Below are 26,207 nucleotides of genomic sequence, written 5' to 3' on the forward strand. Positions count from 1 at the left end.
GTTAACCATGCTGTTTTTCCGTTACTCTTTGCATTTTCTTTTTCTTATGGGATTTTAGGGACCAAATGCCGCAAAATAAGAAAAAACATATAAGTGTGCCAAGTAACGTTTTTTCAAGAATACATATACCAATGCCAATAAAACTTGAAATTCCATAGGTGTTGTAGTAAAAAAATGGATATTTATCAAAATTCATGTTTTTCTTCCTTTATTATGGTGTATATTAATCGGAAATAATAGCGTATGATAATCTTAAAATCATCCCACAGCGAAATGATGTGGGTTTTTTTATCGCTGTTCCCCTTCTATAATACTATGGGATGGATTGGAAAGAACAGAAATATTGTAAAGAAATTGATAATATATAGGATAATGGGTGGGTAAATAAAATATTTTTTGGAAATAACGTTTACATTCAGTAATTTTTATAAAAGCTTTTAGGTTTCTGAAGAATTATGTGATATAATGACTCAGTTATAATATTATTAAACAAATAAGTTGAATCCAGATAGACATATTTAGGTAGGAGTGAAATTTTTGAAAATTAGAGAAGATATTCGTAATATTGCTATTATTGCTCACGTTGACCATGGTAAAACAACTTTGGTTGATCAGCTGTTAAAACAATCCGGCACATTCCGTACAAACGAACATGTGGAAGAACGTGCAATGGATTCCAATGATTTAGAAAGAGAACGTGGAATAACAATATTAGCGAAAAATACTGCTATTCAATATAAAGATAAACGTATTAATATCCTAGACACACCTGGACATGCTGACTTCGGTGGAGAAGTAGAACGTATCATGAAAATGGTTGATGGTGTATTACTTGTTGTTGATGCATATGAAGGTTGTATGCCTCAAACACGTTTCGTATTGAAAAAAGCATTAGAGCAAAACTTAACTCCAATTGTAGTAGTTAATAAAATCGACCGTGATTTTGCTCGTCCTGCTGAAGTAATTGATGAAGTACTAGATTTATTTATTGAATTAGATGCAACAGAAGAGCAATTAGAATTCCCTGTTATCTATGCATCAGCTATTAATGGTACAGCTAGCACAAACCCTGAAAAACAAGATGAGAACATGCAATCATTATATGATGCAATTGTGGATCATATTCCAGCACCAGTTGATAATCGTGAAGAACCTTTACAATTCCAAGTTGCACTTTTAGATTACAATGACTATGTTGGAAGAATTGGTATCGGTCGTGTATTCCGCGGTACGATGAAAGTTGGTCAGCAAGTAGCCTTAATGAAATTAGATGGAACAGTTAAGCAGTTCCGTGTAACAAAAATCTTTGGTTTCTTCGGATTGAAACGTCAAGAAATTGAAGAAGCATATGCTGGAGATTTGATCGCAGTATCAGGAATGGAAGATATAAACGTTGGTGAAACAGTATGTCCATTCGAACATCAAGAGGCACTTCCAGTATTACGTATCGACGAGCCAACTCTTCAAATGACATTCTTAGTTAATAACTCTCCTTTCGCAGGAAAAGAAGGTAAATATTTAACTTCAAGAAAAATTGAAGAAAGATTACGTGCACAATTAGAGACAGATGTAAGTTTACGTGTTGAAAATACAGATTCTCCAGATGCTTGGACTGTATCAGGACGTGGAGAGCTTCATTTATCTATCTTGATTGAAAATATGCGTCGTGAAGGTTATGAGCTTCAAGTTTCAAAACCAGAAGTTATTGTTAAAACGGTTGATGGTGTTCGTTGTGAGCCAATCGAACGTGTACAAATCGATGTTCCTGAAGAGCATACAGGTTCTGTTATGGAATCTATCGGTGCTCGTAAAGGTGAAATGTTAGATATGATCAACAATGGTAACGGACAAGTTCGTTTAATCTTTAACGTACCTGCTCGTGGACTAATTGGTTATACAACTGAATTCTTAACATTAACACGAGGTTATGGTATCATCAACCATACATTCGATAGCTATCAACCAATGGCATCAGGCCAAGTTGGTGGACGTCGCCAAGGTGTATTAGTAAGTATGGAATCTGGAAAATCATCTACTTATGGAATTATGCAAGTAGAAGACCGCGGAATTATCTTTGTAGAAGCTGGAACTGAAATTTATGAGGGTATGATTGTTGGTGAGCATACACGTGAAAATGACATTACTGTTAATATCACAAAAGTAAAACAAGCAACAAACATCCGTTCAGCAAACAAAGACCAAACAGCAACAATGAAAAAACCAAGAATTATGACACTAGAGGAATCTTTAGAGTACTTAAATGATGATGAGTATTGTGAAGTAACTCCTGAATCCATTCGTTTACGTAAAAAAATCTTAAATAAAGCAGAACGTGAAAGAGCTGGCAAGAAGAAAAAATCTGCTGAATAATAATAGTTAAAAGGAGTCATCGGTTGATGGCTTCTTTTTTTTGAGTTTATTTTTGTGTGGTAGGAAGTGAAAGTACCTGTTTTGTTCTATCAGTACCTGATTGGAAGGAAGTGAGGGGAAAAAGTAACAGAGAAGCCTTATCAGTGCCCGTGGACAAGAAAAATAGAGCGAAAGGTAACAGAGAAGCCTTATCAGTGCCCGTGGACAAGAAAAAGCAAAGCGAAAGGTAACAGAGGAGCCTCGCCCCATGGAAAGCGAAGTGTATTCAGGCTGCGGATAATAACACCATCTTTACTGAAACAGCCTTTATAAACCAATATAAACCCGAACAATCATATCTATCGTATGGTTGTTCGGGTTTGTTTGTGGCTGGAATATTTATGTCCCAGCCTCTTTATAAAAATAATATAGCTTGTCTACTTACCAATCATCTTCTTGCGATTTATTTTGATATAGAACAAAGTTGCCAGAATCGATTCTTTTCTTTGTATTTTCTGCAATTCTATCTTCACACTCTTTACACATATAGGTATGAATTGGTCTGTTTCTCAGTCGCTTTGCCTGAAAAGAGTTTTCTTCTATATCTTCAATTTTATCGCATATCACACATTGTACTTTCACTAACTGCACCTCTAATCATATAAGTCTCGGGTAAAAATAGATTATAGGCACATTATAATATATAACTGTATAGAAAATCGAATTTTAATCTCTTATATGATTATTTGATTGTTCATCTTGATCTTTTTTCAGTTCTTTTTCTTCCCCTTCATTCAATTTTTCATTCGGCTTTTTCATATCTCTATCTGGCTCATTTTTAATCATATCAGCAGGTACTTCAGGGATAAGTCTTCCGCTAATATCAGCTAATTCATTGAAAATTCCTTGGATTGGCTTCCCATTTTGTATATCTTCGCCAATTTCTTTTAGTCTTGCATTCATATCTGGATCAGCAATAATGATAGCATTTGCACCATCAGGATCGTTCTCTAAGCTTTCAGCAACTGCATATTTGATGGAACCTACTTCTGAACGATCTAAGTCAGCATTGATATCGACTCCAACAAGGGCGTATTTACCGATGACCACTGCTGTTGCATCATTGACATTCTCAATACTAGTTGCAAGGGTTACGAGCCTTTTAGCGATGTCCTGGCCAGTTTTACGGTCAACTTCCTCGATAGTAGAATTTTTAACATTTGTTACATGAGGGGTATCATCTCTATTCTCTGATTGTTGGCTATTTTCTACATTATTGTTATTACATCCAGCAAGCAGAAAAAGGATTGCAATTAACAGATATCCTTTTTTCATAAAAATTACCTCCTTTAATATTGAAGAATAACTTCTAAAAGTGTGCATTTACACCTAATTTGCAGGTGGAAATGAGCATTTTCATGTTTTTTTATACTTCTTCTCTCTTTATTGTGCAAAATATCTTCTATCTTTATGCGATAAAACATATATTTTACCAAGGTTCTTTCCGTTACACGGATAGTGCAGCAATATATGACGTTTTAGAGCAGGGGGCATCGGTTTGAGTAAAATTTACGTATTGGATACAAATGTCTTGTTACAGGATCCTTATTCCATTTTTTCTTTTAGTGACAATGATGTAGTAATTCCAGCAGTAGCTTTAGAAGAGGTAGACAGCAAAAAACGGTACATGGATGAAATCGGAAGGAACGCAAGACAAATATCTAGATTGATCGATAACTTAAGAGAAGCAGGAAAGTTGCACGATAAGATTCCTTTGGAGAATGGTGGAACTATACGGATTGAACTAAATCACCGTTCTTTTCATGAGCTACAAGAAATATTTGTGGAAAAAACCAATGATAACCGTATATTAGCAGTCGCAAAAAATTTATCAATAGAAGAAAGCAAAAAAGAAAATGGACGAACCGTTATTTTAGTAAGTAAAGATACACTAGTTCGTGTGAAAGCAGATGCAATTGGGCTTATAAGTGAGGATTTCTTAAGTGACCGAGTGGTTGAAAATGAGCATTTGTATACGGGTTTTATGGATGTACAAGTAACGATAGAGGTATTAAATAGCTTTTATGAGAATGGACAACTGCCTATAGCTGAAATTGGTAATGGAATATACTATCCAAATCAGTTTCTTATCTTAAAGGATGTTCTAGGATCTTCATCTTCTGCTTTAGCAATGGTCGATTCATCGAGGAAATATGTCAAAAAGCTAGTTTTTGATCACGAGCATATTTGGGGAATTCGCCCAAGAAATGTTCAGCAAACGATGGCGATTGAAATGTTATTAAAGAAAGACATGCCTTTAGTTACGCTAATAGGAAAAGCTGGAACAGGAAAAACGTTATTGGCATTGGCATCTGGATTGATGCAAACAGAAGATTTTGGGGATTATAAAAAATTATTAGTGGCAAGACCGATCGTACCGATGGGGAAGGATTTAGGCTTCCTTCCGGGAGAGAAGGAAGAAAAATTAAGGCCGTGGATGCAGCCGATATTCGATAATCTTGAGTATTTGTTTAATACAAAGAAACCTGGGGAATTAGAAGCAATTCTTGCAGGAATGGGATCAATTGAAGTGGAGGCATTAACGTATATTAGGGGAAGAAGTATTCCTGATCAATTTATTATTATTGACGAAGCACAAAACTTAACGAAGCATGAAGTGAAAACGATTTTAACAAGAGTAGGAGAAGGTAGTAAGATCGTTTTAATGGGAGACCCAGAACAAATCGACCATCCATATTTAGATGCTTTTAATAATGGGTTAAGCTATGTGGTAGAACGGTTTAAAGACCAACCAATCGCTGGCCATGTTAAATTAGTCAAAGGTGAGAGATCGTCTCTAGCACAATTGGCTGCAGATTTATTATAAAGTTTAGCCTTTTAGCACTGTTTACGCCATCTAGCAATTGCTAGATGGCGTATGTGTGGATGGATGCTCCATTATGTAATTTTAAATGCTTTGACATTTTTGATAGGAGTTTGTTCTTTGGCTTTTGTATTGTCAAAAATATGTACAGGGCCATCTTCTGTAAGCGGTTTTCCTTTTACGCAAAATAATAAGAACATCGAATCGATTTCTTCTAGAGGAATTGTATATTCTTCGTCTTCGGTTGTGATTACCAGATTTGTTGCTACTTCCTTTGGTTCAGCATTTTTTATAAAGGGAGCTAAAGGCATATAGAAGGTACCAGTTAGCATTTCTACTTTTTTATAGGTTTTTGTGGATTGCACTGGGACTTTTGCACCTTCTGTAATCTCTTGATCCCAGTGCTTGGATGCTTCTTTTGTATACGCTTCTAATTCATCCTTTACTTCCGCTGGCGCAAATACTGACTCAGCTGTTTGTTTACGATCATCAAATATCCATACAGTAGGATCAATGGTAATCGGAAAATTTACTAATCCGGTAACTTGAATAATAGTATTCATTAAAATCTCCTCCTTATTCGCTATTCTTTGATTGTATAAAAATTCTGCAAATTAATGAGGACTTGAACATTTTTTAATTAGCAGACTAAAAACAATGTTAATTTAAGTATAGCTTCTTCTTGTCTTTCTGTCATTTAGAAGGTTAGAAACGAAACTTTTAGATTTTTTTAGGGGGATTGTTCTTGCAATTTTTCTAGGTTGAGTTTAAACTTTATAGATAGGATAATCGCTCGGAAACGGGGGGATAGGATTGACTTCTGAAATGATTATTAATCATAAAGAAAAAGCAAATGAGCTATTGAAAGCTGATGCTGAAAAGATATTAAAACTAATTAAAGTTCAGATGGATAATTTAACAATGCCTCAATGTCCTCTATATGAAGAGGTATTGGATACGCAAATGTATGGATTGTCTAAAGAGATAGATTTTGCTATTCGATTAGGATTAGTAGAAGAGCAGGTTGGCAAGAAGATTTTAGATGAATTGGAAAAAGAATTATCAAATTTGCATGAAGCATCTATAAGAAAATAAAAAGTAAACTCAAACAAAAGCATTCATTGTTTGAGTTTTTTTAGTGGTAAGGTGTATTATTCTAAAATAAGGGAATTACATACGAAAAAGGATTATTTTAAGATAGATATTAAAAAAGTTTATGCCCAATATTTTAAGAGAATGAATAGAAGTTTATCCTTTTCAGCAGGAAATAGATAAGAGACAACGAATACTCTAAATGAGGAGAATGAATAAGGGATGCGGTTGAATGGTAAAGAAGATATTAAAATCGTATGATTATACAATTATTATAGCAATGGTGCTGTTAATTTTATTTGGGTTAATCATGATCTATAGTGCGAGCATGGTTTCAGCAGTCCAATATTACGGACAAGATAGTAGTGATTTTTATTATAAGAAGCAGATTAAGAATATTATAGTTGCGGGTGCCGCATTTATTATTGTCGCAATTTTTCCATACAAAGCCCTATTAAGCAATAAAATATTAGTGCCAATGGTATTTGGGTCTATTTTTTTCTTAGGTGGAATATTTTTGTTCGGTAGTGTTTATGGAAATGCGCAAAGTTGGTATAAAATTGGAACCTCAAGTCTTCAGCCGGCAGAGTTTGTTAAATTATCTGTGATCATTTATTTATCGGCTATCTATTCAAAAAAGCAGTCTTATATAAATGAATTTAATAGGGGAGTTGTCCCGCCGCTAGCCTATTTAGTTATTGTTTGTGCTTTAGTTATGGTTCAACCGGATTTTGGGACAGCTGTTATCATTCTTATGATTGGTGCAACAATTATTCTTTGTTCAGGAATGAATTGGAAGAATTTATCGAAGCTGATGCTTATTGGATTATCGTTTTTACTATTATTTCTTCTTTGCATGCAATTGGCTGGCAAAAGTATGTTTACCGAGAAGCAAATGGCGAGAATATTTGTGTTTATGGATTCCCCATTTGGCGAAGATGTTGTGCAAGATTCTGGTTATCATATGAGTAACTCACTCATTGCGATTGGCTCTGGTGGTCTTAAAGGAGTAGGATTGGGACAAGGGGTGCAAAAGCTTGGCTATTTAACAGATGGTCACACGGATTTTATCATGGCAGTAATAGCGGAGGAATTAGGGATTTTTGGTGTAGGCTTTGTTGTATTAGGACTAAGCTATATAGTTTTACGAGGAATTTATACGGGCTTAAAGTGTAAAGATCCTTTTGGAAGCTTACTAGCGATAGGGATTTCGAGTATGATAGGGATTCAAGCATTTATTAACATCGGTGGGGTTTCTGGATTAATCCCATTAACCGGTGTGCCAGTACCTTTTGTAAGTTATGGTGGGTCATCCTTGTTGCAATTATCAATTGGAATGGGAATTTTAGTGAATGTTTCCATGTTTGTAAAATATGAGAGGGTCTATAAAACAAAAGATGAGGAAATTGCTGATATTCCACAGGCGAATCAAGCTACTTCTCCATTTGTTCGAACAAACCGACCTTTTTAACAACAAGCTTTACGAAAACAGACTAATTAATAGATTCGAGAAGATAGCACTAAGTAGCGGTGCTATTTTTTTATTCCTAAGTCTTGTACATGTCATAATTAAAGTAAAGGTTAATTGATTTGCTTCCTTGTAAAAAAAAGCTATAATAAATAGAGTGTCTTTAATTCGTAAAACGCTTTCGAAGCGTTTATATGAAATGTTGATTTTTTCCAATGATGTGAAAACTGAAGTTTTTTCAAAAAAAGAGAGAAATCTCAGTGGAAATATGTTTTAATAGCAAAAGAGTCTTTTTTAACATTACTATATTGTTAAATGTGAATAATGACACAAATGGAAATGAACGGTTATTTATATAGTATTTTCTTTTTACTATGTAATAGAAAGGGGAGACATGATCAAATGGCTAATTTTCGTGCATATTCTAATGCCAAATTGACGAATAAGCAATCCGATACAAGTGCATGGAAGGACTTTCTTGCATTAATTAAAATAGGAATTGTGAATTCAAACTTAATCACCGTATTTACAGGTATCTGGCTTGCGATTGTCTTTACGGATGCAAAGTTTTTAGAGCAAATTGATATCGTTTTATATACTTTGATTGGCTCAGGATTAATCATTGCTGGGTCCTGTGTTTTAAATAATTTTATTGATCGTGATATTGATCCATTAATGGAAAGAACAAAGGCAAGACCGACTGTAACAGGAAAAGCAAAGCCTACAAATGTTGCCGTTTTAGGTTTTGGTTTTCTACTAATTGGTACTTTGTTTTTATTGTTAACTACTATCACTGCAACTGTTATTGCTTTAGTGGGAGCATTTAGCTATGTTGTGATTTATACAATGTGGTCTAAGCGTAGACTTGTGTCAAATACCGTTATTGGTAGTTTTTCGGGAGCAGTTCCTCCACTAATTGGATGGGCCGCAATTGATCCTGGACTTGATGTTATTGCTTGGAGCCTATTTTTAATTATGTTTGTCTGGCAGCCACCGCATTTTTATTCTTTGGCAATTAGAAGAGTCGAAGAGTATCGATCAGCAGGGATTCCGATGTTACCTGTTGTTAAAGGGTTTGAAGTAACAAAGAAGCATACGTATGTTTGGATTGTTGCATTATTCCCACTACCATTTTTGTTATATCAACTTGGAATCCCATTTTTAATTTTAGCAACGTTACTAAATATCGGATGGATTATTACTGGAATCCGAGCAAGTAAAAAGCAAGATGAATATAAATGGGCTACATCAATGTTCATCTATTCAATTCAATATTTAACCATACTTTTTGTTTCAATGGTGGTATTTACATTATTCTAAAGAAGGAATACGTTTTTAGGGGAAAGCGAATCCAGGAGAATAATCATTCGTTTTAATAGAAATAAAGGGAATTTGGGGAGTTAGTTTAACAAAGAGGTAAATACTTTATGGAGTGGGTAGTTTAATGGAATTTACATTACCGATTTTGCCGACAATAAGTACTGCATTTATCGTTTTAAGTGGCGTTTTTGTAGCTATTGGCTGGGGATTAATCAGGAAAAGAAAAAGAAAAGAACATCAGACGGTAATGCTTATTGCGGCTATTTTTGCAGTTATCTTTTTTGTCATATACGCATCAAGAACAATTTTTATTGGTAACACATCTTTTGGGGGACCAGATGATATTAAGATTTATTATACGATTTTCCTAATATTTCATATCACACTGGCAACAATAGGAGCAGTGCTAGGAATTATCATGTTGTATACAGGTTATAAAAAACAATATGCGAAACATCGTAAATTAGGTCCAATGACAAGTATTATCTGGTTTATTACAGCCATTACAGGAACAGCCGTCTATTTACTTCTCTATGTTTTCTATCATGGTGGAGAAACAACGTCTGTTATAAAGGCGATATTAGGCTTTTAAATGAATAAAAGACGAGCCTGGGACATAAGTATTCCAGCAAGATAAACCCAAACAATTATACGAAGATGCCAAGGGATAATTCGTATAATCGTTTTGGGTTTTTTTAACCGTTTTTTTTAAGATGTTCCATGAAGTTTGTTGCTTTTACCCGCAGCCTGAATGATATGCTCCTACATGGTCTCGGACTTTCTCGCAGCTCCCATAGGAGTCAAGCTGCCACCTCTCCAAACCAACATATTTTCACTTTCAAAGCTCAAAATCCTAGTTGAATTTAGATTAAACATACTTTTTCAGTGAACCACCGGCGAATGGAGTGTCTGTAGCGCAATGGAACGACTAGTTCTTACACTTAACTATATTTAAAAACACAATAGTTATTATTAGTAAACTAGGGATTATTCGCCTTTGCAGATCTTCTAGTTAGTTATGTCCCAGCCTCCTTCAGACTGAAGACAAACTCCTGAAAACGAGAGAGCTTTGTTTTCAGTTTTTTAATCTTCTTCTAATGCAAGATAGTGCTTTTGTTCACCTTATTCTACCAAATCTCTTCGTTCTCAAAATGCGAGACTAATGCTTCTAGCGAAATAGAAGCATTTTTGCTGTTTTTAAATGAGTTTCCTTGCTTGTAGAGGAAGAAATCCAAAACTACTTATTCTATTAAAATTATTTAAAGTAAGTTATACTATTTAGTAAGAATGCAACATATATTAATAGAACAATGCTAGAGAGGGGGAAATCCTCTGAAAATTTTATTAAGAACTGTCGTAATTATTGCAGTATTATCAGCGATTGGATTCTATTTTAGTATAACAGATGATAAGGACCAGCCAGATGTACTAGTTGAAAATGGTGATAATCCAACAAAAGTAGAGGATAATCTCAAAGAAGCAAAAGAAAATACGCAAATTCTTCCAGCTCCTAAAGAAGGATTAGGGAGTTTGATTGGTAAAAGTGCAAGTGAACTAAAAGAGAAGTATGGAGAACCAGCTAGAATCGATCCGTCAGCATATGAATACGATTGGTGGATATATAATAAGAATGATACTGAGTATTTTCAAGTGGGAATTCTAAATGACAAAGTGGTGACTGTCTATGCGATTGGTAGTGCTGTGAATATTAATCCTTATAAAATCGGACAAGAAGTTGGAGATATTTATACGATGACACCAATTGAAACGAATATTAGCTTCAATTATGAAAATTCTTCATACCGATTCGAATTATCGGAGGACGAAATAAATAACCGCCCATTAATTCAAATAGGAGATTATTATGCACAGCTATACTTTGATAAATTTAATGGCACTTTATCAAGTATTCGTTACATGGATGCACGAACGTTACTTCATTTAAGACCTTACGAATTAGTTTATCGAGGAGAACTATTAGAAACAGAGAATAGTGTAGAAGATAGTGAAGCAATTCAAGAGGGCAATGAAAAGCAAATATTAGATATGACGAATGTGTTAAGAAAAAGATTTGAATTAAATACAGTGGAATGGGATCAACCAACTGCCGAAGTGGCATTAGGCCATAGTAAAGATATGTTTGAAACTGAGGATTTTTCCCATACGTCAGAGAAGTATGGAGATCTAGAGGATCGTTTAAAGGCAGGAGACGTATTTTATCAAGTTGCTGGAGAGAATATCGCAGCAGGTTATGCGGATGCCCCGGCAGTAATCGAAGGCTGGCTAAATAGTAAAGGTCATCGAGAGTGTTTATTGAATGAGAAATTTACTCATCTTGGAGTAGGCGTATTTGATAAATACTATACACAGAATTTTATTGAAAAATGGTAAAAAAGATATTATTAAAAAAGCTGTCGACCACAGTTGTGGAGTTGGTTGGCAGCTTTTTTGTATTCGAATAAAATTTGCAGGATGATAGTATAGAGGATTTGAAAGGAATGCACACTTTCTAAAATGCATCATAAAGTAATATAGGCAGATGTATCAAATTAGAGGTGAAATAACGATGGCTAATAAAGAACTTCATCCTTCTGTAGAAGAATTTAAAGCATTTGTGAAAGCAAATCCAAAAATATTGAAAGAAGCGAGAAGTGGGAAGGTGACATTACAAGAGTTATATGAGGATTGGTATTTATTAGGTCCTGATGATGCAAGATGGGACGGATTACGAGTTGGTGCTTCTGAAGCTTCTACAAAAAAGGAGGATGAGACAACATCTAATCGAACCGTCTGGATGTCTACTATTGTTGATACGTTAAAAAACATGGATCAAAATCAAATACAGGGATACTTAGCAAACTTAAATCAAGCTTTAGGAACTATACAAGGTGTGATTACTCAATTTTCCCCGAATAGTGGTTCTAGTGGATCATCTGCGCCAACAGAACAAAAACCTTCTGGCCCATTTTCTTTTAGAAAAGATTAAATAGGAGGAAGCATATGAGACAGAGTATTAAAGAATATATTGCGCAGAATCCGGAATTGCAACAATTTATAAGAGAACAGCCACAATGGTATAGAGAACTAAGCAGAAATCCAAATCAATTAGAAACTTTTGAGATAGCATCTCTCCATTATTATAAGAAAACCATTCCAGATCATGTACAAAAATTTACAAACGGTGTTCAAATGGCTTCCATGATGGTTAGCATGTTTCAAGCAATGAACGCCCAATCTTAATTCTTTAGGATAAATATTATTTAGAGTAAAAAAAGCATGAATGGTAATACTAACCTAAATGAAAATTCATTAAAAATTACCAGGAGTGTTTACTTTGAAAAAAATCCGAATGATTTGTATTCCTGCTTTTCTCCTTTTAGCTGGATGTGGAGATGATGTACCAGATCCAGAAGTAAAGACCAATAAAGAAGCTGCTACTCATTCTTCCATTCCTACTACAGCTGATGTACAAGCCTCTTTTTCCAATACAGCAAATGAAGGATTTGATGTTCATCATATCGTTAAAGGAAATAAAGTATTCGTGGAATGTAAAGTGAAAGACTATTCTTTCAGAGAAGATAGCACGGGGAAATTAGGTAAAATCGTTTTGGAGATAAACGGTGAGCAGAAAGAATATTCTTCTGCTGCATTTGTGATAGAAGGATTAAAAGCAGGAAAACATACAATGACCTTATCTGTTATTGATGTTGCCAGCAAAACAACCAAATTTAAAAAGTCATTTCAAGTAATGATTAAAGAGTAGGTAAGAAAAAGGAAATCTCAAGCCTTTTCTTTCTTCTGACTTTCATGTAGAATAAGAATTGGAGGTGAGCGAATACGTGCTTGCGACAACTGAAATACTCCTTATTCAAGAGGAAGCAGAAGAGATTGCAGAAATGATATTAAAATCAGATGTTGCAGAACAATACCGTATTTGTTTGGCCAATTTACAATCAAATAAGGAAACACAGCAAAAAATTCATTCTTTTAACCAAATGAAAGAGCTATATGAAGAGGTTCAGCGTTTTGGAAAATACCATCCTGAATATAAAAAAGTAATGATGGAAATTAGACAGCTTAAACGCGATATGGATTTAGATGATAATGTGGCAGCATTTAAAGTAGCGGAGAATGGTTTGCAAAAGCTTCTAGATGATGTAAGTGTTATTATCGGTCGTTCTGTTTCTACTTTTATTAAAGTACCAACAGGAAATCCATTTTTTGATGAACTTTCTGGTTGCTCCGGAGGTTGTGGAAGTGGTGGAAGCTGTAGTTGTTCTGCATAATATACTAAGAGGCAATGATCAAAATTTAGGGTCATTGCTTTTTAATTTGAAGTTTTCATCTATTGCTTGTTAGTTTTCTTAAAAACAGATTCCAGCTTTTCTATTTTCTTTGCCTATGCTATTATGATAAATAATGGTATTTAAAGGGGTTAAATTATGCTAGGGCAACGACAAGGAATCATTGTTTGGTTATTTTCACTGAAGCAAGCAAAAATGTTAAGAAGGTATGGAAATGTTCATTTTATTTCCAAAAGATTAAAATATGTTGTACTCTACACGAATCAAAGTGATGTGGAAAGCATAATGGAAAAAATTAATGCTCATTCTTTCGTTAAAAAGGTAGAGCCTTCCTATAAACCATTTTTAAAAGTGGAATTTGAAAATTCGCGGCCAGATAAAGCGAAAGAATATGATTATAAAATGGGGATATAATGAAGGTTTCTCATTGGAATGTTCATTTAAGGGACAATCGATTTTACGCAAATAATTAGTGTTTAATCATATTCATAAAACTCATTTACGGGAAAAAATAAAAAACAGTATTTTATGTTAAGGAAAGGTGAGAACCCACCAAGCCTTCATGAATACTGTTTTTTATTGTAAATAGAAAAGTCAAAAAAAGCCTGCAAGCATATGCCTGCAGGATCCTTCCACGTTCTCATTATTCATAAGAACAGAAGGTAAAGGGAGAGGAGAAACCGGAGGAAGAACTTATGGGGAAACGTAAGTCTTCTCCGCGGTTGGCAACAACATCCTCGAATAGATGCTGTTACTTACATTATCCCCATCCAGTGACCACTTATTCATAAAAATAAATAATTTTTTTAGGAAATCAAAAACTCTAAGCAATCAGGTTTAATTTGTACCGTAGAAAAACTGAGGATATTGTAAGGATTTCCTTATTTGCCTATCCTTTCAAGAGTAAAATTGGTAGATAAAAAGTAAAAAAACCTTAAAATGTTGGCTCTCTAATGGGTTTATGGTAGGATAGGGAAGGTAAAATAACTTAAAGTAAAATAGGGTTGTGGTGATTGAAATGAGAGTTGTCTCCGGTAAGAATAAGGGGATTCCATTGAAGGCGGTTCCTGGTAACTCGACTAGGCCAACTACAGATAAAGTGAAAGAGGCTATCTTTAATATGATAGGTCCTTACTTTCAAGGAGGAGAAGGCCTTGATCTATTTGCTGGGAGCGGCGGACTTGGCATTGAAGCTTTAAGTAGAGGGTTAGATCTTGTTATTTTTGTAGATAAAGAAGGAAAAGCAATACATACGATTAAAGAAAATCTTTCTACATGTAAATTGGACAGCCAAGCAGAGATATTTCGCAATGATGCGAATCGAGCTTTAAAAGCATTGCAAAAAAGAGAAAAAAGATTTGATTATATTTTTCTAGACCCGCCATATAAAAAGCAGCAATTAGAAAATATGTTAACATTTATTGATGAAGCAGATCTGTTGAAGGGTGAAGGAGTCATTGTATGTGAACATGGTTCGGACATTTCTTTACCTGAGGCAGTAAATAGACTTCAACAAGTGAGACATGAAAAATATGGAATAATTGGGATTTCTATTTATTCCTTACAAAATGGTATGGAGGACTAAAAAGATGGCTAGTATAGCAGTTTGCCCAGGTAGTTTTGATCCAATCACTTATGGTCATATTGATATTATTAAAAGGGCTGCTAAAGTATTCGATCACGTATACATATGTGTATTAAATAATTCTGCCAAAAAACCTTTTTTTTCGGTGGATGAAAGATTGGAGCTAATTAGAGAGGTAACGAAAGAGATTAAGAATATCTCCGTATCTTCTTATGAAGGCCTTCTGATTGATTATGCAAAAAGCGTTAATGCAAATGCAATTATTAGAGGGTTACGAGCAGTTTCAGATTTTGAATATGAAATGCAGATTACGTCGATGAACCGTGTTCTATCAGACGATATCGAGACATTTTTTATAATGACAAATAATCAGTATTCTTTCCTAAGCTCCAGCATTGTGAAAGAAGTAAGTAAATATGATGGTGATATTTCAGAGCTTGTTCCGAAGATTGTGAACGATGCATTAAGAGCAAAGTTTCATCATGATGGAAAATAAAGATTTACAAGAAGTGAAACCCTATTAAAAGTAACTAAAAAAGGACATCTTGATAACATCTATTTCTTTTGAGAAGATGTCCTTTTTATAATTAAGAAAGTTTTTTGAATTCTATACGCTTGCGCTTTTCTATTTGTCTAGCTCCGGGCACAGGGGCTAATGGGCTTCGCGCTGTTTCCCTACGATAAGTTAATATCGGCTCAACGTCCGTTCACCGTGTTTCCTTTATCTCAGGAAAGTCGCTCCTAGCCCACACGCCCCTAACCGGGAGCTCTCCGCTTTTCTTATAATTCTCCTCTGGGTGATAATCTTTTTACTAAAATAAAACAATAGACTGTTAAGGAAACAATCGTTACAATTGGTCCCCATGTGCTTATATTTTCAAATACTTGCTGAAAGAAAGCTTCTTCTCTGTTTATACCTGGGATTGCGATAGTAGGAGTATCTTTTGTCAAGAATGTCTTGTAAAAGAAGTCCCATGCGATAAAAGTATAGATGCCAGAAAAGATTGCTTGCATAATTCTCGCTAAGAAAAAAGGCTTAAAACGAATATCTGTCTGAGCAAGAATACTTGCTACCTGTGCCTGTACACTTAATCCGCTAAATCCAAGGATGCAGCTTGTTAAAATCGCTTGGTGCATAAGCGTAGATGTTTCTACATCACTCGTTAATTTACTTCCTAATGTGATTTCAAAAATGCCGGCGATAAAGGGAATCGTTAAATCACCTGAAAAAGTAAACAGCTGGAATACAAATTCTAAAAATTTTGCAAAAAAGGAAGTAATATGTAAGTGAAATAATAAACGATTAATAACGGAAAAAAGAATGATAAAGCCGCCAACCATTAATAAAGATTGAATTGAGGAGGTTACAGCATCTCCCATTAATTTACCAAGTGGACGCTTGTCTTTTAGACGAGTATGATGCAGTTCTCGTAACGCTCTTTTTATGGAGGCTTTTTCTTTTGGATCTTTCGTCTTTTTTTCTGTGTCTTTTCCGTGAAATCTCATAAATAGTCCAACAGTAAAATTGGCTAAGTAATGAGAGAAAGCAAGCAGCAAACCAAGCTTAGGACTATGAAAAAAAGAGGCGGAGACGGCACCGATAATAAACATCGGATTGGAAGCATTAGAGAAAGAAACAAGCCTTTCTGCTTCCGTTCTCGTTAACTGTTTTTCCTCCCGCATTCTCGCAGTTAATTTTGCTCCAGTTGGAAAGCCTGAAACCATCCCCATTGCCCAAACGAATCCCCCTACCCCTGGAACCTTAAAAAGGGGGCGCATAATGGGCTCTAATAAAACTCCAATAAAACGGACAACACCAAACCCTATTAATATCTCAGATAAAATTAGGAAAGGAAGAAGTGAAGGAAAAACAATCGTCCACCAAGTGTTGAGTCCATTTTTTGAAGCGTCAACTGCTACCCCTGGAAAAGAAATCAGGGCAAGAGCCAATAGAGACGCAGATAAAGCAAGTACGATTGTCTTAAATTTTGAGCGTAACAAATTATATTGCTCCCCCTTCGAATATAAATAGTAGGTTTCTATCCCACTCTTAACGGACAGTAAGACTCTCACTCCTTGCTAGTGTAAATTCGAGGAAGATAGGTGGAAGATCAACTTATCCGTAAAGGTCCGATTGGTTCAACTAACCATCAGTAGGGAGGAGGAACCCCCACACTGATGGTTAGTTTCACTTTATTTTCATCTATGAAAGGATGGATTTCTGATCGTATAAAAGGAATACTTGTACACAATCAGCCGGAAGAATATCCCTCTACCAATCAATATACTCATAACCTGAAAAAAAAGACCATAAGATTAATATAGATTGAATTTTGAAAGAATAGGTGAGACGATATGGAACGCCCAAAAATAGGATTAGCGCTAGGTTCAGGTGGAGCGAGGGGATTTGCACATATTGGTGTAATAAAAGTATTGAGAGAAGAGAATATTCCAATAGATTATATAGCAGGCAGCAACATAGGGGCCGTAATGGGCTGCTTGTATGGAGCAAGGTCCGATATTCAGCGCTTAATAACGTTTTCGAAGTTTTTTAAACGGAAATATTATTTGGATTTTACTGTGCCGAAAATGGGCTTTATCGCTGGGAATAGAGTAAAGGAATTAATCCATTTGTTCACCTATGGAAAAAAATTAAAGGATTTGGATATTCCAGTTGCTGTTGTTGCTGCTGATTTATTAACTGGGGAAAAGGTTGTTTTTAGAAAAGGATCTATTGCCAATGCGGTGCGTGCGAGTATATCTATTCCAGGCATATTTGTTCCAGAGAAAATTGATGGGCGCTTACTTGTAGATGGGAGAGTAATTGACCGTGTCCCTGTCTCGGTATTAAAAGAGATGGGAGCAGATATCATTATTGCGGTAGATGTAGCAAAGGTAAATGTAAATGCAGATATTTCAAATATTTATGACGTGATTATGCGTTCATAGGATATTATGCAGATGGAACTAGTGGAATCGCGAGAATTTGCAAGTGATGTGATGATTAAACCACCTGTGGAAATGTTTAATAGTAAAGCATTTACTGATTTAGAGAAAATTATTGAATTAGGTGAGGCGGAAACGAGAAAATATATCGACATGATTAAAAAGGAAATCAAGAAAAGAAAAACAAATGATAAGAAATAGTGCTAATTACTTCCTGAAAAGACCGCGTGCTTTGCCAGAAAAGCGCGCGGATTATTCCTATATTTAATGAAGCCAGCAACAGGAGGTTACTTCATTATTGGCGGCTGTAAGTAATCCATAGTTAATAACCGCTCTTGAACTGCTGCTGGGACGCCTAAAGAGTAAATCTGGGAGGCACGAATATCCAATGCTATTTTTTCTTTATCAAAAGAAGAAAGTTTACTAATAATGGGAAGTGCGAACTGCTTCTTCTTTTCTTTTAAATAGTACCGACCATTTGCCGTTGTACCCAGTAAACGAATATATGCAGGCTGTGATTGTGCAGCCATTTCTTCTTTTTTGGTATTTGTTAAAATATGTACACAAATTCTTTGCAGTCTTGTCCAAGTATATCTCTTCGTTTTTAGGAAGCGAATATAATCGTGAAAAGATGAAGCCTCTTTCACATATTTAAGGAACCGATATTCTATACCTTCCTCCATTTCGTAAATAGTGGATAGCTCTTTGGCAGTTGATTGCAAAAGCCGAAATTTTAAGTAACTCCAGTAGTTCTCCCAAGTGTGGTAAGACAAATAGGCTTCTTTATACTTTTGAAGTAGATAAAAACTTGCAGGCGGGAGGAAGGACTCGACCGTTTTTAAGGAACCTTCTTCCTTTAATAGTGCTCGCCTGATACTCGTTGCACTTGCTATCGTGTCAGAGGTAAATATTTTATCATGGTAGTCTGCTTTCATTCTGGCAACTGTACAAACCTCAATAGGATAATGATTAGTATGTACAGCCTTGTAGTATTCATAGCCCAATATATTATTAGGCATACTAAGATTTAGTCCCGCATCGTTTTCTAAACTTGTTAATTCTTGCATTGCTAATGACTTGGCTTTCGGATAGCTCATCCCATTTTTTAAAAGTTCTTTCACAAGCAAATTTTCTTCATCCTGCTTTTCTTGCAACTGGAGGAAAGTATGAGAGAATTCGTTTATATCCCCAGACTCACTTCCAAAGCATAAATAATCACATCCTAATCCTTGCAGAATATCTACAGCACCTTTAGCAAACACGGCTGCGTGCTGAGTGGCAAAAGAATAGGGCAACTCGACTATAAGATCAATTCCATTTTCCAGTGCCATTTCCGCACGACACCATTTTGATACAAGGGCAGGCTCCCCTCTCTGCAAAAAAGGACCACTCATTACAGCAACAACAATATCAGCATCTGTTAGTTCCTTCGCCTTTTGGATATGATACAAATGACCATTATGAAATGGATTATATTCTACAACAACACCAACAGCTTTCATTACAATCTCCCTAATTCATTATTCATTAAGGCTGTTTTCTAAAAGATTGTTGCTTTTTCAATAGGATAAATAAATTAATTAGAAATACGGAGCAGCCTGAATACACGTAGACGCCACTTGGGTTAGCGAGAAAGAGGCCCCACTACTGATTCCTTAGGAGGATCCCCGCTCGCCCCATATTCAGGCTGTGGGTCATAGCAACAACCTTTACGAAAACAGACTTTATTAAAAACATATAATCTTATGCTTTATACTAGTAAAAGTTTATCCTAAAAATATGGGTTGTAAAAGAGAAACCTTAAGGAATAACAATCATTTTATATAATCATTGGAAAAAGGCTGATTATTGGTTACATTCACTCGCTATTATCGAGGAGAAATAGGTAGGATTACTTGTTTGAAACCTATTTTGGTTATTTATTTGAAAACGATAATTTGGTTAGTTTGAAAGAGGTATCATCTTACTCCTATGGAAGCCTTGAGAAATTCCGATAGCCTGAAGGGGGGAATTAGACCGAGCCTTGGAAAACAAATGCAAAATGAAGTTTTTAGATGGCAGTTTGATATTTTTATTTTTTGCAAAAATAATTTATAAAACAACAGTCTTTGTTAAACTAGCTTAAATTGGAAGTAATATAGAATAAAAAATAATCTTTCTATTTAACTTTTAGTTGCAATTCTGTTGAATATGGGTAGAATAAAAAAGAAATCGAAATAATAAGGGATTAAATCACTTATTGCTTATTATTTACTGTAAAGAAAAAATATTGACAAATAATTATATGAAAGCTATAATTACCTTTGTTGCCTTGGGGTGATATATATGAAATGGACGTTAAGCCAGTTACAAAAATTTCGAAGTAAGGGATTGCCAATTGATGAAACAATAAATATGGATGAGATCAAAGAAACAGATCCAACCATAAGAAGAGTATCTCCTATTCATATAACAGGACGTACAGATATTGATTCAACGAAAGTGACTTTTCATTTAAATATAAAAGGGTCTCTCGTGCTACCTTGCTCTCGTACTTTAGTAGACGTGGATTATCCAATTAATGTTGAAACAACAGAAACCTTCCTATTAAAAGTTTCAGAATATGAAACAGACGAAGAGGAAGTTCATCAAGTAAAAGGCGATGTAATTGACTTAAAGCCAATTATTGCTGAAATACTTTTACTTGAGGTACCGATGCAAGTCTTCTGTGAAGATACTAAAGAAGAAGGTGCTCCACAATCAGGTAATGATTGGGAAGTTATCCAAGAGCAAGATTTACAGGAAAAGAAAGCAGATCCTCGTCTTGCTGGACTTGCTAAGTTTTTTGAAAATGAGTAATTAAACTCATACTTAATTATGCAAAAGAAAAATGTGAGATTGGAAATATCTTTTCTCATTACTTTCTTAATACTCTTTAAGGAGGTGGGACGAATGGCTGTACCTTTTAGAAGAACATCTAAAACTGCAAAGAGAAAACGTCGTACACATTTTAAATTACAAGTGCCTGGTATGGTAGAATGCCCTAACTGTGGTGAAATGAAACTTGCTCACCGTGTATGCAGCGCTTGCGGAACATACAAAGGGAAAGAAGTTGTAAGCAACTAATTATCTTTTTTGTTTGATTAAAAGCACAAGAACTTAGGTTCTTGTGCTTTTTTCCATATATAGCTATTTTCGTAAAAAGAGATGCGATACAATAGGGAGAGGATAGATTAAATAGAAGAAAGAAAATATGCCTGTACAAAAATACTTATTAGAATAAAAGTCTTTTTGGAAAATAGTAGGAATACATACTAATCAGATAAGGGGAGGACATATGATTGTCGTTAGTTCTTGTTTAGCAGGATTGAAGGTTCGGTATAATGGAACCGATTGTTTAGATGAATCCATGGAAAAGCTATTAAATGATAAAAAGATCAGAACGGTTTGTCCAGAGTTAATGGGGGGATTCTCTACTCCAAGAGAACCTGCAGAGATTATTGGGGGGAATGGCTATGATGTTATCGATGGTAAAGCGGTTGTGCAGGATCGTAAAGGGAATGATGTTACCCAAATGTATATTAATGGGGCTTATAAAACATTAGACTTTATTAAAAGTTTGAACCCGGAAATGGTAGTCTTAAAAGAAAATAGTCCTTCTTGTGGCAGTTGCTTTATTTACACAGGTTGTTTTGATGGTACAAAAAAGGACGGGGTGGGCGTGACCACTGCTATTTTAAGAAGAAATGGCATTAAAGTGATTTCAGAGAACGAATTATTTCAATGATTTGCTATTTCTAAAGCGTGTGCTGATTTTGTAAGGAGTTTAATTAGTCGAAAAAGAGCATTCTGTCAATTTTCTTTATTCAATGAGGAATATTCAGTCTATCTTTTCTAGTAGATGCATATGTATGAATAAAAAACACTAGGAGGGTTTACTGATGACAACAACAAGACAAGATGCTTGGTCAAAGGATGAAGATATTCTGCTTGCAGAAATTGTTCTTCGTCATATTAGAGAAGGCGGAACACAGCTTCAAGCGTTTGAAGAAGTGGGAAAGCTATTATCAAGAACAAGTGCAGCATGTGGGTTTCGTTGGAATTCATATGTACGCAAACAATATAAATCAGGTATTGAGCTTGCCAAGAAACAAAGAAAACAATTAAAAAAGACAAGTGGAACAGAAGAATATTCTACAGACGAAGTGATTGTCAGCCCTTCCGCTTCTCCCACACCAGTCCAGAACCAATTCGATGAAATGCTTTTGTATTTAAAAGACTTATATGATAAAGCAAATAAGTGGGAACAAGAAAATATAGATTCATCCACAGTGAAAGAGAAAACCAAGGAATTAGAAGAAAAATTGACTATATTAAAGAAGGAAAATGAAGATTTACAAAATGAATTGGACTCCATGGAAGGTGCCTATAAGGCATTAGTGGAGCTGATGGAAAAAGCAAGGCAAATGGTCGTATTTAAAGATGAAGATAAATTGCCCAAAGTTTAATTACTCCAGAGTTTCTTGTTTAAAACAATTAAGCAAGAAATAAAATGTTTTTTTGCAGGAGGGAGCCTACAGTTAAGGGAAAGCATTTGCTCGACTCCTGCTTTTATCATGTATTTTTGAAATAGGAAATATTCTGCTGGTTCCGTCAAAGGCAGAATAAAGCACACCTCCCCCTTATATTCCTCTTATACAAACTTCTCATGTTTGTCTTCCATCTATTGTGATCAATTCTCGTCTTTTTCTATTCTATATCCATTCATCTATAAAAAATAAAAAAAGTATTCTTAATAAATTATTTCTTTTCCTGTGCTTTTCGTACTAACAAACTTTTCAGAAAATGTTAATATAGAACTAACAATAATTGAAACGGTAAAGGAGCTTCGGATGAAAATTGGAATTATAGGAGCTGGTGCAATTGGCTTATTATGTGCATACCAGTTAAAGGAAAAGCATGATGTAACTTTATATGTTCGGTCCGAAAAGCAATATGAGTCGATCAAGAAGAATGGTATTTATTATAAAGTGCATGAGGAAAAGAAGTCTCGCACGGTGAAAGTTCGTTATTTTGCAGAGTGGGATGGGGCAGACGAGGTTACAATTGTAACAGTAAAGCAATATCAATTAGCACCAATCTATGAAAAGATGGAGATACTTGGGAGTCGAATAAAAGCAATATGCTTTCTACAAAACGGAATGAGTCACTTAGAGAAGATTATGGATTCTAATATTCCAAATATAATGATTGGCATAGTAGAGCATGGGGCTATGAAGGAAGAGGAGCAAACAGTAGTCCATACCGGAATAGGAGCTATTAAACTAGCTTGTGTAAAAGGACAGATGGACGAGATTCTTATCACCCTAACAACTGCGAATAATCAAGCCTTTCCATTCATAAATGAACCGGATTATGTTACAATGATGCAAAAAAAATTAGTAGTAAATAGTATTGTAAATAGTTTAACAAGTATATTGCAGGTCCAAAATGGTCAATTACTGCAAAATACTTATTATTTTCAAGTAATGAATCTATTGATGGAAGAAGTGTTTGAAATTTTATCGATAACGAAAGAAAATAGAATACTGTTTCGAGATTATTGTTTGGAGGTCATTCGAAATACTGCCTTGAATAAATCTTCCATGCTAAAGGATATAGAGGCTGGGAGACCGACAGAAATAGACGCCATTTTAGGATACATTTTAGAAGAAGCAAAAAAGAAAAAAGTCCATTCGCCTATTGCTGCTACTGCTTATTTTATAATAAAAGGAAAAGAACGAGGAAGAGAGGAGTGTTTAAATGCTTAATTTAACTTCACAGCTCATTAGTTTTCTCGTTGTCTTTCCAATCTTTACGCTGTTTATTGTTTTCGTTATAAGCAAGCTGCTGACAAAAAAACAGCGATTTTCAGTTCATCTAGCATTAGATTTTAGCACCTTCTTTTTTATTCTTTCCGTGCATTTTCTTATTCGTTCTATTTGGGATACATCTCTACTATTATATATCGTCATTTTTATCTTGTTGATTGGAATGTTATTTGTTATTATTCATTGGAAATGGAAAGAGGAAATTGAGTATAAGAAAGTATTTAAAGGAATTTGGCGTGTAACATTTCTGTGTTTTTTCACTTTATATATTGTCTTAGTCATTTATGGCCTTGTACTTTCCATACTAAAGGCATTGGGAACGATTTAAAATGATAAGAGGAAAAATTTATAGTTGAAACATAAAAAAATACGATTGATTCAAACATAAGGGAAGGCTTCCTTGAAATGAATAGGGGACAATTAACTAGCAGATGCTAGAAGCAAGTGTAATTAGCAAAAATACTAGCCAAAAGAAAAAGTGCAGAAAGGTAGATAGGAAAGGGGATAAGCAACTTTTTTTCTTTTATTTAAAAGGGATGCTATACTTTTCTATGTAATGAAATAATTTGAATGAAGTAGATGGTTTTTTAGAGAAGTAGTAGCCTTAGTGAAAAGCTTGTGGCAGGACTCCCACTAGAGAAAGAGTCCTTATTATAAAGGGAAGAATACATAAAAGGAAAACTCGCATTGGAGAAAGGAAGTACATAGATGGAGATGATAAATCTCTCTTTGCCTGTGGCAAATAAGTTCGTAACAGATTATTTAGAACAAAAAAATAGCACAAAGGAATTTTTTCATTATTCTTATCTTGATAACGGTAGCTATGAGGAAAGATTGAAAGAATTGGAAACAAGATCTTTTATGAGAAATGATCTTGCTGACTATATTGAAGCGTATATGAAAAATTTTCCTCAAAGTGAAAAAGTGCGGCAATCGATTGCTAAATTGAGAAAGGAAAATAGTGTCGTTGTGATTGGTGGGCAACAGGCAGGTGTCTTAACTGGTCCGTTATACTCCATTCATAAGGTAATCAGCATCATTCTTTTAGCTAAACAGAAAGAAGAAGAATTGGGCATTCCGGTTGTACCTGTCTTCTGGGTAGCTGGAGAGGATCACGATTACTTGGAAATCAATCATATTTATACACCTGGTAAGGAAAAAATGAAAAAGGTTGTATTTCCGCAAAGAGTATTGGATAAAAGAATGGCTTCCGATATAGCACTAGATAAACAGGTCTGTTTAGACTGGCTGGAAACAGTGGTTGAATCATATGGTGAAACAGAACATTCTAAGCCATTATTGCAGCTTTTACAATCAGCTGTCCAGGAATCAAAAACGATTGTTGACTTTTTTAGCTATATGACAATGAGTTTATTTAAAGATTACGGCCTGATTTTGGTTGATTCTGGTGATAAAGAAATTCGAAAGCTAGAGAAAGAAATATTCCTAAAACAAATCAATAAATTTCAAAAATTGGCGGATGCAGTCTCAGAACAGCAAAAATTAGTGCAGGATAGTGGTTATTCTCTTGTTATTGAAATGGCGGAAAATCCAGTTAACTTGTTTTATTATGATGAGATTGAGCAAGAAAGAGTATTATTGCAATACGATAAAGCAGAAGGACGTTTTATTGGAAAAGATAAAACCGTATCTTTTACTATCGAGGAATTAAAGGATATAGCAAGTGAATTTCCACAGAAGTTAAGCAATAATGTCGTAACAAGGCCAATAACGCAAGATCTTCTTTTTCCAACACTGGCGTTCATTGGCGGACCCGGAGAGATTGCCTATTGGGCGGAACTTAAAGGAGCCTTTGAACATTTAGGAATTAAAATGCCGCCTGTCATACCACGTCTAAATATTACTTTATTAGAGAGAAGTGTGGAAGCAGACATCGAAGAATTAGAATTATCGATGAAGGATGTTCTTATAAATGGAACGTCAGAAAAGTGTGAGCAATTTTTACAGTCTGTTTCGAATGAAAGGATAGCCCAGTTACTAAATGAGTTAAAAGGTGTTATTGAAACCAAGTACGATCAGCTAGAACAGGAGATGACATCAGAATATAAAGGCTTACTGCCACTAATGGAAAAAAATGAAGATTTTTTAATGAGCCAAGTGGAGTTTCTACAGAATAAAGTGGATGCTTCGGTAAAATTAAAGCATGAAGTCATTGTGAATAAGTTTAGTCGTATTGAGCAAAATTTAAAGCCAGAAGGGTCTCCTCAAGAGAGAGTCTGGAACATTACTTATTTCTTAAATAAGTATGGTCTTGATTTCCTTGAAGGTGTCATGGAATTACCGATGGATTTTGATGGAACACATAAAGTCGTTAAATTATAAGGGTGGTTCATTTTATCCTAAATAAACAAGTGGCCAAATTGGATAAGGTTGGGTATACTATTTTTGT

At 34.9% G+C, this 26,207-nt stretch carries 27 protein-coding genes and 1 pseudogene; 22 read left to right on the top strand and 6 right to left on the bottom strand.

The genetic code is table 11. The annotated features are described in order from the left end of the window. Window position 1: 1 nt before the first annotated feature. Complete coding sequence (locus AB3U99_RS09150; RefSeq protein ID WP_400247008.1) at window positions 2–196, bottom strand: DUF5325 family protein; 195 nt, start codon at window positions 194–196, stop codon at window positions 2–4. Window positions 197–537: 341 nt separating this feature from the next. On the opposite strand from AB3U99_RS09150, the gene typA reads away from it, so the two are divergent. Continuing rightward, complete coding sequence (gene typA / locus AB3U99_RS09155; RefSeq protein ID WP_400247009.1) at window positions 538–2,370, top strand: translational GTPase TypA; 1,833 nt, start codon at window positions 538–540, stop codon at window positions 2,368–2,370. A 420-nt stretch (window positions 2,371–2,790) separates the two neighbouring features. Here typA and AB3U99_RS09160 read toward each other — a convergent pair whose 3' ends face one another. Both AB3U99_RS09160 and AB3U99_RS09165 read right to left on the bottom strand, forming a co-directional pair. Then, a complete protein-coding gene (locus tag AB3U99_RS09160) occupies window positions 2,791–2,991 on the bottom strand; it encodes a YlaI family protein (protein WP_400247011.1) in 201 nt (66 codons plus the stop codon). Window positions 2,992–3,075: 84 nt separating this feature from the next. Then, window positions 3,076–3,684: a YhcN/YlaJ family sporulation lipoprotein gene (locus AB3U99_RS09165; protein WP_400247012.1), complete on the bottom strand. Its 609-nt coding sequence runs from the start codon at window positions 3,682–3,684 to the stop codon at window positions 3,076–3,078. Window positions 3,685–3,907: 223 nt separating this feature from the next. Here AB3U99_RS09165 and AB3U99_RS09170 point away from each other — a divergent pair, with 223 nt between their 5' ends. Continuing rightward, window positions 3,908–5,236, top strand: coding sequence for a PhoH family protein (locus AB3U99_RS09170; RefSeq protein ID WP_400247014.1), 1,329 nt, complete (start codon window positions 3,908–3,910; stop codon window positions 5,234–5,236). A gap of 71 nt (window positions 5,237–5,307) precedes the next feature. Here AB3U99_RS09170 and AB3U99_RS09175 read toward each other — a convergent pair whose 3' ends face one another. Continuing rightward, the gene (locus AB3U99_RS09175) at window positions 5,308–5,796 is read right to left on the bottom strand and encodes a peptidyl-prolyl cis-trans isomerase (protein WP_400247015.1); all 489 of its coding nucleotides are present in this window, start codon (window positions 5,794–5,796) and stop codon (window positions 5,308–5,310) included. Window positions 5,797–6,046: 250 nt separating this feature from the next. On the opposite strand from AB3U99_RS09175, the gene AB3U99_RS09180 reads away from it, so the two are divergent. The 12 genes from AB3U99_RS09180 to coaD all read left to right on the top strand — a co-directional run bounded on the left by AB3U99_RS09180 (window position 6,047) and on the right by coaD (window position 15,498). After that, window positions 6,047–6,328 (top strand): YlaN family protein, encoded by a 282-nt coding sequence (locus AB3U99_RS09180; RefSeq protein ID WP_312099315.1) that lies wholly within the window; start codon window positions 6,047–6,049, stop codon window positions 6,326–6,328. A gap of 229 nt (window positions 6,329–6,557) precedes the next feature. Continuing rightward, on the top strand, window positions 6,558–7,796 hold the full coding sequence (locus tag AB3U99_RS09185; RefSeq protein WP_400247017.1) for an FtsW/RodA/SpoVE family cell cycle protein: 1,239 nt from the start codon (window positions 6,558–6,560) through the stop codon (window positions 7,794–7,796). A gap of 399 nt (window positions 7,797–8,195) precedes the next feature. Beyond that, the gene (gene cyoE, locus AB3U99_RS09190) at window positions 8,196–9,113 is read left to right on the top strand and encodes a heme o synthase (RefSeq protein WP_400247018.1); all 918 of its coding nucleotides are present in this window, start codon (window positions 8,196–8,198) and stop codon (window positions 9,111–9,113) included. A gap of 124 nt (window positions 9,114–9,237) precedes the next feature. Then, entirely contained in the window at window positions 9,238–9,705 is a 468-nt protein-coding gene (locus AB3U99_RS09195; protein WP_400247019.1) for a DUF420 domain-containing protein, read from the top strand. 740 nt (window positions 9,706–10,445) lie between these two features. Further along, the gene (locus AB3U99_RS09200) at window positions 10,446–11,504 is read left to right on the top strand and encodes a CAP domain-containing protein (RefSeq protein ID WP_400248013.1); all 1,059 of its coding nucleotides are present in this window, start codon (window positions 10,446–10,448) and stop codon (window positions 11,502–11,504) included. 175 nt (window positions 11,505–11,679) lie between these two features. Then, complete coding sequence (locus AB3U99_RS09205) at window positions 11,680–12,099, top strand: YlbD family protein (RefSeq protein WP_400247021.1); 420 nt, start codon at window positions 11,680–11,682, stop codon at window positions 12,097–12,099. Between the two features lie 14 nt (window positions 12,100–12,113). After that, window positions 12,114–12,353 (top strand): YlbE-like family protein, encoded by a 240-nt coding sequence (locus AB3U99_RS09210; RefSeq protein ID WP_400247022.1) that lies wholly within the window; start codon window positions 12,114–12,116, stop codon window positions 12,351–12,353. A 94-nt stretch (window positions 12,354–12,447) separates the two neighbouring features. After that, the gene (locus AB3U99_RS09215) at window positions 12,448–12,876 is read left to right on the top strand and encodes a hypothetical protein (protein ID WP_400247024.1); all 429 of its coding nucleotides are present in this window, start codon (window positions 12,448–12,450) and stop codon (window positions 12,874–12,876) included. Between the two features lie 76 nt (window positions 12,877–12,952). Beyond that, window positions 12,953–13,399 (top strand): YlbF family regulator, encoded by a 447-nt coding sequence (locus AB3U99_RS09220; RefSeq protein ID WP_400247026.1) that lies wholly within the window; start codon window positions 12,953–12,955, stop codon window positions 13,397–13,399. A gap of 156 nt (window positions 13,400–13,555) precedes the next feature. Further along, window positions 13,556–13,831: a YlbG family protein gene (locus AB3U99_RS09225; RefSeq protein WP_400247027.1), complete on the top strand. Its 276-nt coding sequence runs from the start codon at window positions 13,556–13,558 to the stop codon at window positions 13,829–13,831. Window positions 13,832–14,435: 604 nt separating this feature from the next. Then, window positions 14,436–15,002, top strand: coding sequence for a 16S rRNA (guanine(966)-N(2))-methyltransferase RsmD (gene rsmD, locus AB3U99_RS09230; protein WP_400247029.1), 567 nt, complete (start codon window positions 14,436–14,438; stop codon window positions 15,000–15,002). Window positions 15,003–15,006: 4 nt separating this feature from the next. Beyond that, complete coding sequence (gene coaD / locus AB3U99_RS09235; protein WP_400247031.1) at window positions 15,007–15,498, top strand: pantetheine-phosphate adenylyltransferase; 492 nt, start codon at window positions 15,007–15,009, stop codon at window positions 15,496–15,498. A 284-nt stretch (window positions 15,499–15,782) separates the two neighbouring features. Here coaD and ylbJ read toward each other — a convergent pair whose 3' ends face one another. Further along, window positions 15,783–17,003: a sporulation integral membrane protein YlbJ gene (ylbJ, locus tag AB3U99_RS09240; protein WP_400247033.1), complete on the bottom strand. Its 1,221-nt coding sequence runs from the start codon at window positions 17,001–17,003 to the stop codon at window positions 15,783–15,785. A gap of 354 nt (window positions 17,004–17,357) precedes the next feature. Here ylbJ and AB3U99_RS09245 point away from each other — a divergent pair. Beyond that, window positions 17,358–18,149 (top strand): annotated as a pseudogene (locus AB3U99_RS09245) (patatin-like phospholipase family protein). A gap of 86 nt (window positions 18,150–18,235) precedes the next feature. Here AB3U99_RS09245 and AB3U99_RS09250 read toward each other — a convergent pair. After that, on the bottom strand, window positions 18,236–19,450 hold the full coding sequence (locus tag AB3U99_RS09250) for a nucleotidyltransferase (RefSeq protein WP_400247034.1): 1,215 nt from the start codon (window positions 19,448–19,450) through the stop codon (window positions 18,236–18,238). 823 nt (window positions 19,451–20,273) lie between these two features. Here AB3U99_RS09250 and AB3U99_RS09255 point away from each other — a divergent pair. From AB3U99_RS09255 to bshC, 7 genes are all read left to right on the top strand, one after another. Next, complete coding sequence (locus AB3U99_RS09255) at window positions 20,274–20,786, top strand: YceD family protein (protein WP_400247036.1); 513 nt, start codon at window positions 20,274–20,276, stop codon at window positions 20,784–20,786. A gap of 93 nt (window positions 20,787–20,879) precedes the next feature. Beyond that, entirely contained in the window at window positions 20,880–21,053 is a 174-nt protein-coding gene (rpmF, locus tag AB3U99_RS09260; RefSeq protein ID WP_016200993.1) for a 50S ribosomal protein L32, read from the top strand. Window positions 21,054–21,264: 211 nt separating this feature from the next. Continuing rightward, window positions 21,265–21,714 (top strand): DUF523 domain-containing protein, encoded by a 450-nt coding sequence (locus tag AB3U99_RS09265; protein ID WP_400247038.1) that lies wholly within the window; start codon window positions 21,265–21,267, stop codon window positions 21,712–21,714. 154 nt (window positions 21,715–21,868) lie between these two features. Beyond that, window positions 21,869–22,435 (top strand): RsfA family transcriptional regulator, encoded by a 567-nt coding sequence (locus AB3U99_RS09270; protein WP_400247039.1) that lies wholly within the window; start codon window positions 21,869–21,871, stop codon window positions 22,433–22,435. A 384-nt stretch (window positions 22,436–22,819) separates the two neighbouring features. Continuing rightward, entirely contained in the window at window positions 22,820–23,737 is a 918-nt protein-coding gene (locus AB3U99_RS09275; RefSeq protein WP_400247040.1) for a 2-dehydropantoate 2-reductase, read from the top strand. Continuing rightward, window positions 23,730–24,125, top strand: a complete 396-nt coding sequence (locus AB3U99_RS09280) for a DUF3397 domain-containing protein (RefSeq protein ID WP_400247042.1) — start codon at window positions 23,730–23,732, stop codon at window positions 24,123–24,125. The genes AB3U99_RS09275 and AB3U99_RS09280 overlap by 8 nt, the downstream gene beginning before the upstream one ends. A gap of 380 nt (window positions 24,126–24,505) precedes the next feature. Continuing rightward, window positions 24,506–26,140 (top strand): bacillithiol biosynthesis cysteine-adding enzyme BshC, encoded by a 1,635-nt coding sequence (bshC, locus tag AB3U99_RS09285; RefSeq protein WP_400247044.1) that lies wholly within the window; start codon window positions 24,506–24,508, stop codon window positions 26,138–26,140. Window positions 26,141–26,207: the final 67 nt, after the last annotated feature.

The organism is Niallia tiangongensis, assembly GCF_044704065.1.
In the GTDB taxonomy this organism is placed as follows: domain Bacteria; phylum Bacillota; class Bacilli; order Bacillales; family Cytobacillaceae; genus Niallia; species Niallia tiangongensis.